Source organism: uncultured Psychroserpens sp. (genome assembly GCF_947492715.1).
GTDB lineage: Bacteria > Bacteroidota > Bacteroidia > Flavobacteriales > Flavobacteriaceae > Psychroserpens.
Genome location: NZ_CANLNS010000011.1, coordinates 43,646 through 55,734, shown reverse-complemented (window position 1 = coordinate 55,734; position 12,089 = coordinate 43,646). Strand labels below are relative to the sequence as shown.

The 12,089-nt window shown below is 34.2% G+C and carries 17 protein-coding genes; 5 read left to right on the top strand and 12 right to left on the bottom strand.

Going from position 1 to position 12,089, the window contains the following annotated elements:
- Position 1: 1 nt before the first annotated feature.
- On the bottom strand, positions 2-499 hold the full coding sequence (locus Q0787_RS18780; protein WP_298904850.1) for a T9SS type A sorting domain-containing protein: 498 nt from the start codon (positions 497-499) through the stop codon (positions 2-4).
- Between the two features lie 382 nt (positions 500-881).
- Here Q0787_RS18780 and Q0787_RS18775 point away from each other — a divergent pair, with 382 nt between their 5' ends.
- Positions 882-1,424, top strand: a complete 543-nt coding sequence (locus tag Q0787_RS18775) for a DUF4287 domain-containing protein (protein ID WP_298904848.1) — start codon at positions 882-884, stop codon at positions 1,422-1,424.
- A 23-nt stretch (positions 1,425-1,447) separates the two neighbouring features.
- Positions 1,448-2,290, top strand: a complete 843-nt coding sequence (locus tag Q0787_RS18770) for a class I SAM-dependent methyltransferase (protein WP_298904846.1) — start codon at positions 1,448-1,450, stop codon at positions 2,288-2,290.
- A 25-nt stretch (positions 2,291-2,315) separates the two neighbouring features.
- Here the strand turns inward: Q0787_RS18770 and rimO are convergent, their stop codons facing one another.
- From rimO to Q0787_RS18715, 11 genes are all read right to left on the bottom strand, one after another.
- Positions 2,316-3,620: a 30S ribosomal protein S12 methylthiotransferase RimO gene (gene rimO, locus Q0787_RS18765; RefSeq protein ID WP_298904843.1), complete on the bottom strand. Its 1,305-nt coding sequence runs from the start codon at positions 3,618-3,620 to the stop codon at positions 2,316-2,318.
- A gap of 39 nt (positions 3,621-3,659) precedes the next feature.
- Positions 3,660-5,333, bottom strand: coding sequence for an amidase family protein (locus Q0787_RS18760; RefSeq protein WP_298904839.1), 1,674 nt, complete (start codon positions 5,331-5,333; stop codon positions 3,660-3,662).
- A 31-nt stretch (positions 5,334-5,364) separates the two neighbouring features.
- Positions 5,365-5,790, bottom strand: a complete 426-nt coding sequence (locus Q0787_RS18755) for an SRPBCC domain-containing protein (protein ID WP_298904837.1) — start codon at positions 5,788-5,790, stop codon at positions 5,365-5,367.
- Between the two features lie 232 nt (positions 5,791-6,022).
- Positions 6,023-6,997, bottom strand: a complete 975-nt coding sequence (ftsY, locus tag Q0787_RS18750) for a signal recognition particle-docking protein FtsY (protein WP_298904834.1) — start codon at positions 6,995-6,997, stop codon at positions 6,023-6,025.
- A gap of 144 nt (positions 6,998-7,141) precedes the next feature.
- Positions 7,142-7,294 carry a DUF4295 domain-containing protein gene (locus Q0787_RS18745; protein WP_298904831.1) on the bottom strand — a complete coding sequence of 51 codons (153 nt, stop codon included), beginning with the start codon at positions 7,292-7,294 and terminating at the stop codon, positions 7,142-7,144.
- A 68-nt stretch (positions 7,295-7,362) separates the two neighbouring features.
- Positions 7,363-7,545, bottom strand: coding sequence for a 50S ribosomal protein L33 (gene rpmG, locus Q0787_RS18740; protein ID WP_072764828.1), 183 nt, complete (start codon positions 7,543-7,545; stop codon positions 7,363-7,365).
- 27 nt (positions 7,546-7,572) lie between these two features.
- The gene (gene rpmB / locus Q0787_RS18735) at positions 7,573-7,809 is read right to left on the bottom strand and encodes a 50S ribosomal protein L28 (protein ID WP_204346176.1); all 237 of its coding nucleotides are present in this window, start codon (positions 7,807-7,809) and stop codon (positions 7,573-7,575) included.
- 80 nt (positions 7,810-7,889) lie between these two features.
- Positions 7,890-9,137: a competence/damage-inducible protein A gene (locus tag Q0787_RS18730; RefSeq protein WP_298904818.1), complete on the bottom strand. Its 1,248-nt coding sequence runs from the start codon at positions 9,135-9,137 to the stop codon at positions 7,890-7,892.
- Positions 9,137-9,478 (bottom strand): Hpt domain-containing protein, encoded by a 342-nt coding sequence (locus Q0787_RS18725; protein ID WP_298904816.1) that lies wholly within the window; start codon positions 9,476-9,478, stop codon positions 9,137-9,139. The genes Q0787_RS18730 and Q0787_RS18725 overlap by 1 nt, the downstream gene beginning before the upstream one ends.
- The gene (locus Q0787_RS18720) at positions 9,479-10,090 is read right to left on the bottom strand and encodes a fumarylacetoacetate hydrolase family protein (protein WP_298904813.1); all 612 of its coding nucleotides are present in this window, start codon (positions 10,088-10,090) and stop codon (positions 9,479-9,481) included. It lies immediately after the preceding gene.
- Between the two features lie 9 nt (positions 10,091-10,099).
- Positions 10,100-10,876: a 3'-5' exonuclease gene (locus Q0787_RS18715; protein ID WP_298904810.1), complete on the bottom strand. Its 777-nt coding sequence runs from the start codon at positions 10,874-10,876 to the stop codon at positions 10,100-10,102.
- A 148-nt stretch (positions 10,877-11,024) separates the two neighbouring features.
- Between Q0787_RS18715 and Q0787_RS18710 the strand changes: the two genes are divergently transcribed.
- The 3 genes from Q0787_RS18710 to Q0787_RS18700 are packed head-to-tail and all read left to right on the top strand — an operon-like array spanning position 11,025 to position 12,039.
- Positions 11,025-11,354, top strand: a complete 330-nt coding sequence (locus Q0787_RS18710) for a helix-turn-helix transcriptional regulator (RefSeq protein ID WP_298904808.1) — start codon at positions 11,025-11,027, stop codon at positions 11,352-11,354.
- Positions 11,347-11,796, top strand: a complete 450-nt coding sequence (locus Q0787_RS18705) for an SRPBCC domain-containing protein (protein WP_298904806.1) — start codon at positions 11,347-11,349, stop codon at positions 11,794-11,796. Before Q0787_RS18710 ends, Q0787_RS18705 begins: the two co-directional genes overlap by 8 nt.
- A gap of 6 nt (positions 11,797-11,802) precedes the next feature.
- Positions 11,803-12,039 (top strand): DUF1059 domain-containing protein, encoded by a 237-nt coding sequence (locus tag Q0787_RS18700; RefSeq protein ID WP_298904804.1) that lies wholly within the window; start codon positions 11,803-11,805, stop codon positions 12,037-12,039.
- Positions 12,040-12,089: the final 50 nt, after the last annotated feature.

Sequence of the window (12,089 nt, the reverse complement as noted above, 5' to 3'; positions counted from 1 at the left end):
CTTATTTCCTAATCAGTTTAGCCACAAATAACTCGGTACGCATTTGTATTCGTAATAGATATTGACCAGAACTTAAATCTCCAAAATTTAAAACTAAGGTCTGAACTGGATTAAAAATTTCGTTATAAACTAGTCGCCCTAAGATATCATGCATGGTTACATTAACACGATCGAAAACCGGTTCTTGAAACTCTATACTAATTTGATTTACGAAAGGATTCGGATAGGTAAATCCCAATAGACTACCATCTAAGTTTTCTGAAATCAAAGACACGTTTACGGGCTGCAAAAACCCTTGACGTAAGCTATAGTTGCTAGCGTCGTAGGTTCGTATAACACTTTGTTGACCAATACTCTCTTGAATATAATAGCTTTTAGCATTAGCATAGACAACATGAGATGACCCTTGAATTCCTAGCGATTCTCGTTTTAAAGTTTGAGCAGATCCCAATGAAAAGATGAGCATTAAACTTGTAACAATCCAGTTTTGATGTGACATAATTAACATGTTTAATTTCATCTAAGGTAGGACAGCAAATCACTAAAAAAAAGCAAAAAAGCTCATGTCCACTCTTTGTCCACCCCTTAAATTTTAAATCAATGTGTACGGATTGTAAGTTTACAGTGTCATTAACTTGACAACCAGTTTTGTGGTGCCTTGCTCTGGTTAGACTTGTCGTTTCGCCAGTAGCAAGTCGCTACAAAAACCAATGACAACCAATTCATTATAAAAAATCTAATGATGGGATTGGCCAAATCCCATTAGTTTGTTTAAAAGAGTAAGTTCTCCAAATGCTTGCTCTTTTTTTTGTTGGTTTTTCTGAAATATTATAAACTTCCTTTATCTTTAAAAGCAATAAACTTCAATACTCAATTACGCTATGGACAAAGCACTAGAAACCATGATTAATAACATGCCTGAGAAAACTGGCAAATCACTAGAAGAATGGAAATCGATATTAAGAAGTAAAGCCTTTGCGAAGCATTCTGAAGGTGTCAACTTTCTAAAAAAAGAACATGGCGTTACTCACGGTTTTGCCAATACCATAGTCACACTATCTAAAGAAGAACAGCACACAGCTGATGATTTAGTGAGCAGTCAATACAAAGGCAAAGAGGTTTTATTTCCGATCTACGAAAAATTACTAACAGCGGTAAAAGATTTTGGAAATGATGTCACTGTTACACCTAAAAAAACAAGTGTTAGTGTTATTAGAAAACGTCAATTCGTACTCATAAAACCAGCAACAAAGACACGTATAGATTTAGGATTAAAACTTCCAGACAAGCCAACTACAGATCGTTTGGGGAACTCTGGACCGTTTGGTACGATGTGCACTCATCGTGTACAAATCACTTCTGAGAATGATGTAGATCAAGAACTTATTGACTGGATGAAAGAGGCCTACATAAAAGCGGAGTAATGATATGAGTTAACTAAATGCTAATGAAAAAAAACAAATCCATAGCAATACACGAAACTGCATTTGTAACATCAATGTTTCGATCATCCAATGAACAATTGAGTCAAGATCGCTTCGCTAAACTATGGAACAATCCGAAAACCGAAAAATGGATAAAGAACTATCTTAATGATGTGTCTACTGAAGAACCACTAACCCACTGCTTAAGGAATAGATATTTTCTTGACACACTCAAAACATTAATAGAAACACATCATATTGAAGTACTCATTAATTTTGGAAGCGGTTTTAGCATGTACCCTTTTCTTTTGAATGAGAATCTCGTCAACATAGAAATTGACAAACACGAAGTCATACGGTTTAAAACAAAAAAAATAAACGATTGGCAAAATAAAAACGTACTTCCTAAACGTCAAATCTACTCTATTGGTGTAGATTTTAGTGACCATTATGAAGATGATTTAAAAACGCAAATAGAAACTATCAAAGATGGTCGTAAATGTTTTATTCTTCTCGAAGGTGTTTTGTTTTTTTTAGACAGACCCTCTACCAATAGGTTATTTAACTTCTTTGATGCGATTCAAACTTCTGGAGATTTTATTGGAAGTGGTTCTTTTAGGGGTGAGCTTAAATCTACAATGGCCTATAAAAGATTGTTGAAATTTTTCGATAAACAGATAATAAACACAGGCAAAAATGAATACCAAACTATTGAAGATGACTTTTATAAAAGCATAAAGAATTATGAGCTTATAGATCATCAGGATTATTTCAGTTTATCTAAAACTTATAATAATTCTGTACAACTGAAACACGATTTAATTTTAAATGAGCATTTTTATTTACTAGAAAAAGAATACCAATAACATCTTAAAACTAAAAAAACAGCTTCTAGTTAACAACCTCTGCATACAAATCAAAATCTTCGGCTTCAATTACTTTAATTGTTGTAAACTCTCCTGTTTTTAAATAGGTTGATGTTGCATCAATTAAAACCTCATTATCTACATCTGGAGAATCATACTCTGTACGTCCCACGAAGTAATTTCCTTCTTTTCTATCGATTACTACTTTAAACTCTTGTCCGATTTTCGCTTGGTTCAATTCCCATGAAATCTGAGACTGAATTTCCATAATTTGATTTGCTCTATCAATTTTAACATCTTCAGGAACATCATCTTCTAAATTATAAGCATGAGTATTTTCTTCATGAGAATAAGTAAAGCATCCTAAGCGTTCAAAACGCATGTCCTTAACCCATTGCTTAAGTGTCTGAAAATCCTCTTCTGTTTCACCAGGATAACCAACAATAAGGGTGGTTCTAATCGTCATTTCTGGCACTTTAACTCTAAATTCATTGAGTAGTTTAGTTGTTTTTTCTTTGGTTGTTCCACGACGCATACTTTTCAGAATAGCATCTGAAATATGCTGTAACGGAATATCGAGATAGTTACATATTTTTGGCTCCCGATTCATAATGTCTAATACATCCATAGGAAACCCAGTTGGGAATGCATAATGCAAGCGAATCCAATCAATCCCATCTACTTTGACTAAGTGCTCCAATAGTTCGGCAAGGTTTCTTTTTTTATATAGATCCAAGCCATAATATGTCAAATCTTGAGCTATCAAAATAAGTTCTTTAACACCATTGGCCGCCAACTTTTCGGCTTCGATAACTAATTCTTCTATTGGTGTACTTTTATGTTTTCCACGCATTAAAGGAATAGCACAAAAACTGCAAGGTCTATCACAACCTTCTGCAATTTTTAAATAAGCGTAATTTTTAGGTGTCGTTGTTAAACGCTCTCCTATTAGTTCGTGTTTATAATCGGCTCCTAAAGCTTTTAATAATTGAGGTAATTCTGTTGTCCCAAAATATTGGTCCACATTCGGGATTTCTTTTTGAAGATCTGGTTTATAACGTTCACTCAAACAACCTGTCACAAATACTTTATCTACATCACCTGCCTCTTTCTTTTGCATAAACTCCAAAATGGTGTTAACGCTCTCTTCTTTTGCATTATTAATAAAACCACATGTATTAATTACAACGACGTTTCCTTCTTCTTCATGAACGACATCTTTTCCATTGGCTTTAAGTTGCCCCATCAATACTTCGCTATCGTATACATTCTTACTGCAACCTAGGGTTACGACGTTGATTTTGTTTTTCTTAAGTGATTTAGTTCTCATAGTCAAATTTCAGGCTGCAAAGATACATCTAAAATTGGTCTAATTGTAATTTTTAGGCGCAACTCGCATTTTAGATGCTTGTTCATACACATAAGCCCATTCTAGTAGTTGTTTTTCACGAAGGCGAGAGCTAATAAATGTTAATCCCTCTGGCTCACCTTCTTCATTATACCCCATAGGTACAGTTAGGGCAGGATATTCTGCTACTGCCGCATAACCTGCATGATAATTATTTATAGATAATATACCATCTAAGTTGTGAGTTTTCATTGGTTCATCGAAAAAGCGTTTTCCATTTGCTTTTAAAACCGCTTTTATTTCTTTAAATTCTTCATCAGTTGCAGCATCGTCAGAAACACCTTGAAATAATCGTTGTCCATAAGGCATAACACTAAGACTATCCTTACGATTAAAATCCATAATATCTTCGATTGATGTATACTCTAAATAAGGATTTCCGTAGTCTTTAAGATAGCTTACTAAATCTGTTTTCATATCGAGATTAAGTAATCTCAAAAATCCTGGAAGATTAATATCAAGGGCTTTAATTTCAACAATTTCTGCACCTTGTTCCTTTAACACTTCAACCGCCTTAGCATAAAGCTCATCCTCCATTAGACCTTTAAAGGCGCCAAAGCGTTTCCCTTTAACTTCAAATTCTTTCCAAGCATCTTTCCAATAAAATCCAGGTTCCCACAAGGCATAAATAGACTTTGAATCTGATTTATCTTCTCCAAAAATTGCATCTAATAGAATGGCATTGTCTATAACATTTTTGGTCATTGGTCCAGCCGTATCTAATGTTGATGAAATTGGTACGATACCTCCTCTACTCACCAAACCAATAGTTGGTTTCAGTCCTACTATAGAATTTTGGCTCGCAGGTGATAGAATAGAACCCGATGTTTCACTTCCAATAGCTGCAACACAAAAATTAGCTGCCACAGCAACACCACTTCCAGAACTGGAGCCTCCTGTATCCATGATTCTTCTACCATACGGATTTAAAGTTTGCCCTCCAACAGCACTATAACCACTTGGACAATCTCCACAAAAGAAGTAAGCCCATTCGCTTAAATTGGCCTTTCCAAGAATTAGTGCTCCCTTCGATTTCAATTGTTTAACAATAAACGCATCTTCCGTAGTATTATCTTTTAAGGCTACTGCACCTGCCGTTGTAGGCATCTCGGCTGTATTAATATTATCTTTTAAAAGAATAGGCATTCCATAAATTGGATGTCTGTCTTGCCTTTTGTTTTGTTGAAATGCTTCATCTATAGCTTTTGCTTGGGTAACAACATTAGCGTTAATAGCAATTACAGCATTTAATGATAGATCATTTTCTCTATCAAATTTTCGAATACGATATAGATAGAATTTAGTTAATAGTTCATAGCTAAGTTGTCCTTCTGAGATATACTTTTGAAGCGCAGGAATATCCTGATCAATAACAAAGGGTTTCAATGTAAAGTAATCATCTTCAGTAAAATCTTTTAAGTCTTCATCGATTACATCCCATAATTCTGCATTATTGATGTATTTTGAATCTAAAACTTTGAATTCTCTAAAATCTTTGGTTGAAATCGCGCTAAGATCATTAGCGTCTTCGTCTGTTTCGATCGTTTCAACATCAGGAGAGCTGTCTTTTTTTTCTTCGGAAGGTTTGCAGTTGTAGGTTATAAAAAGGAGGCAGAAAAGAAGTATATATCGCATGGTTTGTATTTTTAATAAAAATACGGAAAAATCAGCTGCGTTCTTCAAATGAAATAATAGTTCCTTTTTCGATATAATTTTTTAAACCTTGTAGTAGTTGAGACCAGCAAAATGAAGAATTTCTAAATTCATGATTATTCTCTGGCCAATTGATATGAGAAAACTTAAACAAGGTCTTATTGTCATGCGTTTCTAAAGTAATCCCAAAGGTTGTTGGATTCCAGTCGGCATCGGCCTTAGTTAATTTTAAATAAAAATGATTATTAGTTTCAACTTTTGACACTTCAGCAAACCAATTATAATCATCTGTGAAGTTAAGATTATAAGTTGCTCCTAGTTCTGGTTGTCCAGACGATTTAAGCGTCCACCAACGATCTAAATGTTCAGGTAATGCAAACGATTCAAAGACTTTTTGCTTTGGTGCATTAATATAAAAATCGAAATAAATACTATGCATAAGGATTAAAACTATTTATGAATTCATAAATATAACCTCCTTTAAAGATAAACAAAACGGAATAGATAAATAATTTACGAACAACAGAAGGGTTATAGCTGTTGCTTTTTAACTCCTATAACTTAAGTGTACGCTACATTTTGTAAATAATACAGAACATGAATAAGGGCCAGAGCAAATGTCGCAATCAACAACATTCTCAAAACTTTTTCGCTTTTCATGCATTAGCTTTTTACTTGAAAAAACTATCTACAAACTCATACTTATTAAAAACTTGTAAATCCTCAATACCTTCTCCAACGCCTATATATTTAACTGGAATTTGAAACTGATCACTAATACCAATAACAACACCGCCTTTAGCAGTTCCATCTAGCTTCGTAACAGCCAATGTAGTCACTTCAGTTGCCGCCGTAAACTGTTTGGCTTGCTCGAATGCATTTTGACCTGTAGAACCATCTAAAACTAATAACACATCATGAGGCGCATCTCCTACTACCTTTTGCATTACACGTTTCACTTTACTCAGCTCGTTCATTAAGTTTACTTTATTATGCAAGCGTCCGGCTGTATCAATTATAATCACGTCGGCATTCTGGTTAACTCCAGATTGCAAAGCATCAAAGGCTACACTTGCAGGATCACTGCCCATTTCTTGTCGTACCATTGGTACGTCTACGCGATCTGCCCATACCTGAAGTTGATCAATCGCAGCTGCTCTAAAGGTATCTGCTGCTCCTAAAACAACATTTAGTCCTTTCTTTTTAAATTGATAAGCCAATTTACCAATTGTTGTTGTTTTCCCTACTCCATTTACTCCTACCACCATTAGAACATAAGGTGTTTTAGAGCCATCTTCTTGTCTAGGAAGTTCCGGAATGGTATAATCTGTGTCTTCACCAGAATTAGTTTCAGATAGCAGTCCTGCTATTTCTTCACGTAAGATTTTATTTAATTCTGATGTTCCTAAATACTTATCTTTAGCAACGCGATCTTCTATGCGTTCGATAACTTTGAGGGTTGTGTTCACCCCAACGTCACTTGTTACTAATACCTCCTCTAGATTATCTAATACGTCATCATCTACTTTAGATTTACCAGCAACCGCTTTATTTAGTTTCGAGAAAAACGATGTTTTCGATTTCTCTAACCCTTTATCTAGGGTTTCTTTTTTTTCCGAAGAAAATATTTTTTTAAAAAAACTCATTCGTTATACTTATTTATAAGTTCTAGTCAAATGTCACGCCGAAAATTTTTACTGCTATTTTGGCAGAAAACTGATCAAATATAGACATAAAAAAACTGCTTTCAAATATGAAAGCAGTTCATCATTAAACATGATATGTTTAAATTATTTTTTCTTTAAAAAATCATTGACAAACTCAGGTGCCATTACTGACTCAACAAACATGTAAGCACCTGTTTTTGGTGATTTTACCATTTTAATTGCTTTTGTAAGTCTTTTAGATCCTGTTTGTAATGATGCTACTGCTTTCTTTGCCATGACTCTATATATTTTGAGAGATAACTCTAATTTATGTATTAATTGAGTTTTCTTACGAAAATCTCTTATTATTTAATTTCTTTGTGAACTGTCATACGCTTAAGAATTGGATTAAATTTCTTAATCTCCATTCTATCTGGCGTATTCTTTTTATTTTTTGTAGTAATGTAACGAGAAGTTCCTGGCTTTCCAGATTCTTTATGCTCTGTACATTCTAATATAACCTGTATTCTATTTCCTTTTTTTGCCATTGTACGTGTCTTTAACGCGTTATGCTATTATTTTAAAAATCCTTTGGATTTAGCTTCTTTGATTGCAGCAGAAATACCTACTTTATTGATAGTTTTTAATGCTGAAGTTGATACCTTTAAAGTTACCCACTTATCTTCCTCAGGAATATAAAAACGTTTTTTGATTAAGTTAGCGTTAAATTTACGCTTCGTTTTATTCATCGCGTGAGATACGTTGTTCCCAACCATCGCTTTCTTTCCTGTAAGTTCACAAACTCTTGACATTTCTTTCTAACTTTAATTATGTTTCTTTAAAACAGGGTGCAAATTTAGTAAAACTTTGTAATATCAACAAACTAAAACTACTACTTTTTTAAAATTTCTTTTTGTAGCATTTCAAAAGCCTTATTTGCCGCTTTATTTATGACTTTTATACGATGATTTCCGAAGCTAAATTTTTCGGAATATACGGCCTCTTTTGTTGCAATTGCGATATATACAATCCCTAGATCTTCAGCTGTATCATCTTTCGTAGGACCAGCGTTACCCGTTGTTGCCACAGCAAAATCTGTTTGCAACTGCTCTCGAACATTCATCGCCATTGTTTCGGCAACTTGAGCGCTTACTACAGAAAACTCATCTATAATATGTTCTGGAACCTTGAGCAAATTAACTTTAACTTCTTTGGTGTAACTTACTATACTTCCTTTAAAATATTTTGATGCGCCTGGATTTGCTGTAAAACGTTCAGCAATTAATCCTCCTGTACAACTCTCGGCAGTCGCTACAGTTTTTTCTATTGTCGTGAGCTGTTTACCAATAACAGCTTCTATAGATAAATCTTCTTCAAACCCAACAAAAATGTCTTTAATTTGAGGCAATAGTGTTGCTATTTGATTTTCCATTTCTGTTTCAATGGTTCTTTTTTCAACTCCCTTAGCCGATAAACGCAATCTTACACGACCCAAACTTGGTAAATAAGCCAGTTTAATAAACTCTGGCAATTCATTTTCAAAAGTTTCAATGCGTTTGGCCAACGCGCTTTCGCCCATTCCGTAGGTTAAAAAAGTTTTATGCTGAATATATGGGAATTGAAATCGTGTTCTTAATTTGGGGATAACTTCATCTTTTATTAAGGCTTCCATCTCATAGGGCACACCTGGTAATGATATAAAAACTGTATCATTGTGTTCTAACCACATTCCTGGCGCACTGCCATACCTATTCATTAATACGTCTGCTTTGGAAGGCACAAGAGCTTGATCCAAATTGACCTGCATAATAGGCTTCTTTACATAAATTTCCCAAATTTGTTCTATGTTCTTTCTAACAGAAAGGTCTTCAACCAAGGTATCATTGAAATAATCGGCTAACGTTTTTTTCGTGATGTCATCTTTTGTCGGTCCTAATCCTCCAGTAATAATAACAATATCGGCATTTGCTTCGGCTTCGGCAAGCGACTTTAATATATGGGTTCGGTCATCTTGTACGGAAGTAATTTGATAAACCGAAACGCCAATGGCGTTTAGTTGTTTTGCTATGAATGCCGAATTTGAATCTACAATTTGACCAATGAGAATTTCATCACCAATGGTAATAATTTCTGCCTGCATTACAAACTGAAGTCTTGTTTGAGTTCTGCTGTAGCATTTTCTACTGCAGTTAATACATGCTGTAATTCTGTTGAGCAATCTTCTCCTACTCTTTCAAATTTCCCCCAATCTTGCACAACAATAAGATCTTGAAGTACGCCTAGTTCGAATAAATCTATTGTTGGTTTCATTTTATGAGCAGCCTGATAGGTATTGAAAAAATCCTGTTCTGAGACTGCTTTTTTTAGCCTTTCGGCATCTTCAGGTACTTCATCTAAAAATGCTTCGGCTAATGATTTGATAAAATCGGCATCATTATCTGCCAATTCACGTACTCTATCTAATTTGTAATGTTGTTCCATTTATTTTACTGTAATTGAAAACAATTGCTTGTCTTCTATATATCCCTTTAATTTATCGTTAGCAAGAACTTTGCCAACTCCTGCTGGCGTTCCTGTAAATATAATATCTCCAATCTTTAAAGTAAAATATTTAGAGACATATTCTATGATTTCATCAATTTTCCAAAGCATCAAACTGGTATTTCCTTCCTGTACGATAGCATCGTTTTTATACAAGCTAAAATTAATATTGTCAACACTTTCAAAATCTGACTTTGGCAACCAGTTACCAATGACAGCCGCTCCATCAAAGCCTTTAGCTTTTTCCCAAGGCAATCCTTTTGATTTCAATTGTGTTTGCAAATCTCGAGCTGTAAAGTCAATACCTAGTCCGATTTGATCATAATATTTATGAGCAAATTTTTTGGCAATGTGCTTCCCTACTTTATTAATCTTAACTAAAATTTCGACTTCGTGATGAATATCATTCGAAAAATCTGGAATAAAAAAGGGTTGCTTCTTTAATAAGATAGACGTATCTGGCTTTAAAAAGATCACAGGATCTGTAGGTCTTTCGTTTTCTAATTCTTTAATATGTTCGGTATAATTTCGACCTATACAAATGAGTTTCATTAGAATCCTTTAAAATAATTTATTATTAAACCCTCTAAGTTTTATTGCAGTAAGTACCTTTTTAGTATATAATGGGAAATCGGCATTAAGAAGCCATCCAAAATATCCTGGTTCGGTTTCTAAAACGTCTGTTACGCGTTTTCCTTTATGTTTTCCAAAAGAAAAGCATTCTTGTCCGTCTTTGTCAAAAGCAATAAATCCTGCAAAATCTGCAAATTTCTTTCTCGAACTAAATTCGGCAAGAAAACTTGTATCATTTTTGAGTTCATCGTAGCGATCTAACTGTCCTTTTAAAACTTCATAAGTGGCTAAAGTGTCAGCTTCAGCAGAATGTGCATCTTCTAAATCTTTGCCACAATAGAACTTATAAGCTGCGCTCAATGTTCGCTTTTCCATCTTATGAAAAATGGTTTGTACGTCAATCGACTGTGTGTTTTTCATATCAAAATCCACATCGGCACGCAACATCTCTTCAGCCAATAATGGAATATCAAATCGGTTAGAATTAAAACCTCCCAAATCGGAATCCTTTATCATATTGTGTACAATTTTTGAGATATCCTTAAACTCAGGTTTATCTGCAACATCTTCATCTGAAATCCCATGTACTAAAGTGACATGAGGAGGAATTGGAATAGTTGGGTTGACACGTTGGGTGTAGGTTTCCTCCTTTCCATCAGGATAAACTTTCAGAATAGAAATTTCAACGATACGATCGTTGGTAATATTTATTCCAGTTGTTTCCAAATCGAAAAAACAAATAGGTTTTTTAAGGTTTAACTGCATGTCATCAATTTTTGGGTAAAGATAAATAGAATAAGTGGAAGAAGATATTTTGACCTTAAACCTTTTAGTGAAAATTGAATATTATTAAAAAAATTTGCGTAACCAAATAGTTACACTTATATTTGTAACCAATCGATTACATATAAATATGAGAAGAGACGTTTTTCAAGCCATTGCAGATCCAGTAAGAAGAGATATTATTGAGTTAGTATCTAATGGGTCATTAACTGTAAATGATGTCGCACAGCAATTTGAAATTAGTAGGCCTGCTATTTCAAAGCATATAAAAATTCTTAGTGAATGCGGGATTATTGACATTAATCAAAAAGGCAGAGAGCGCTTTTGTCTCATACAGCCTCAAAATTTATTGCCTGCCTTTTTATGGATTGAACAATACAAAAGATTATGGGAAGATAAAATCGACTCATTTGAAAATTACTTAACAACATTACAATCAAAAAACAAACAGAATGAATGATCCTAACAAAACCGTAACCATACAGCGAACATTTAATGCACCTATAGAACTTGTGTGGGAAGCTTGGACCACGCCCGAGCATATTGCTAAGTGGTGGAGTCCTAAAGGAATGACTACAAAAATTATTGAACACTCATTTACAGTAGGCGGAAAATGGAAATATATTATGCCTATGCCAAATGGCAACGAATTTACGGCCGAAGGAATATATACTGAAATTGTCGAGCTAGAAAAGATTTGCTCTTTAGCCAATTTTAAACCAATGACCGAGGGCGTTGAAATTCAATCGATTTTCAAAAAAAATGGACAAAAAACCGAGTTCACTTTCCATGTAATACATCCTACAGAAGCCTATAAAATTGCGCAAGAAAAAATGGGCATTCAAAATGGATGGGGATCAGTGTTTAATAGATTAGATGAATTTTTAACCGATAAAAAATAGACGCAAATGAAAACAATGAATTGTAAACAATTGGGAGGTGCATGTGAGAAAGAGTTTCATGCCGATACATTTGAAGCTATTGCCGAACAAAGTAAAAAACACGGCATGGACATGTTTCATGAGAAAGATGAACCACATTTAAAGGCAATGAAAGATATGCAAGAACTAATGAAATCACCTGAAGCTATGAAAGTCTGGCTTGACAGCAAACGAAAAATGTTCGAAGAACTTCCTGACAGCTAATAAATAACATGCCTTAAAAAGAAAAGCACAATCTTAAGATTGTGCTTTTT

Coding starts and splice junctions, on each gene's coding strand:
- Q0787_RS18780 (WP_298904850.1), bottom strand. CDS start 499: ATGTCACATCAAAACTGGATTGTTACAAGTTTAATGCTCATCTTTTCA.
- Q0787_RS18775 (WP_298904848.1), top strand. CDS start 882: ATGGACAAAGCACTAGAAACCATGATTAATAACATGCCTGAGAAAACT.
- Q0787_RS18770 (WP_298904846.1), top strand. CDS start 1,448: ATGAAAAAAAACAAATCCATAGCAATACACGAAACTGCATTTGTAACA.
- rimO (WP_298904843.1), bottom strand. CDS start 3,620: ATGAGAACTAAATCACTTAAGAAAAACAAAATCAACGTCGTAACCCTA.
- Q0787_RS18760 (WP_298904839.1), bottom strand. CDS start 5,333: ATGCGATATATACTTCTTTTCTGCCTCCTTTTTATAACCTACAACTGC.
- Q0787_RS18755 (WP_298904837.1), bottom strand. CDS start 5,790: ATGCATAGTATTTATTTCGATTTTTATATTAATGCACCAAAGCAAAAA.
- ftsY (WP_298904834.1), bottom strand. CDS start 6,997: ATGAGTTTTTTTAAAAAAATATTTTCTTCGGAAAAAAAAGAAACCCTA.
- Q0787_RS18745 (WP_298904831.1), bottom strand. CDS start 7,294: ATGGCAAAGAAAGCAGTAGCATCATTACAAACAGGATCTAAAAGACTT.
- rpmG (WP_072764828.1), bottom strand. CDS start 7,545: ATGGCAAAAAAAGGAAATAGAATACAGGTTATATTAGAATGTACAGAG.
- rpmB (WP_204346176.1), bottom strand. CDS start 7,809: ATGTCAAGAGTTTGTGAACTTACAGGAAAGAAAGCGATGGTTGGGAAC.
- Q0787_RS18730 (WP_298904818.1), bottom strand. CDS start 9,137: ATGCAGGCAGAAATTATTACCATTGGTGATGAAATTCTCATTGGTCAA.
- Q0787_RS18725 (WP_298904816.1), bottom strand. CDS start 9,478: ATGGAACAACATTACAAATTAGATAGAGTACGTGAATTGGCAGATAAT.
- Q0787_RS18720 (WP_298904813.1), bottom strand. CDS start 10,090: ATGAAACTCATTTGTATAGGTCGAAATTATACCGAACATATTAAAGAA.
- Q0787_RS18715 (WP_298904810.1), bottom strand. CDS start 10,876: ATGCAGTTAAACCTTAAAAAACCTATTTGTTTTTTCGATTTGGAAACA.
- Q0787_RS18710 (WP_298904808.1), top strand. CDS start 11,025: ATGAGAAGAGACGTTTTTCAAGCCATTGCAGATCCAGTAAGAAGAGAT.
- Q0787_RS18705 (WP_298904806.1), top strand. CDS start 11,347: ATGAATGATCCTAACAAAACCGTAACCATACAGCGAACATTTAATGCA.
- Q0787_RS18700 (WP_298904804.1), top strand. CDS start 11,803: ATGAAAACAATGAATTGTAAACAATTGGGAGGTGCATGTGAGAAAGAG.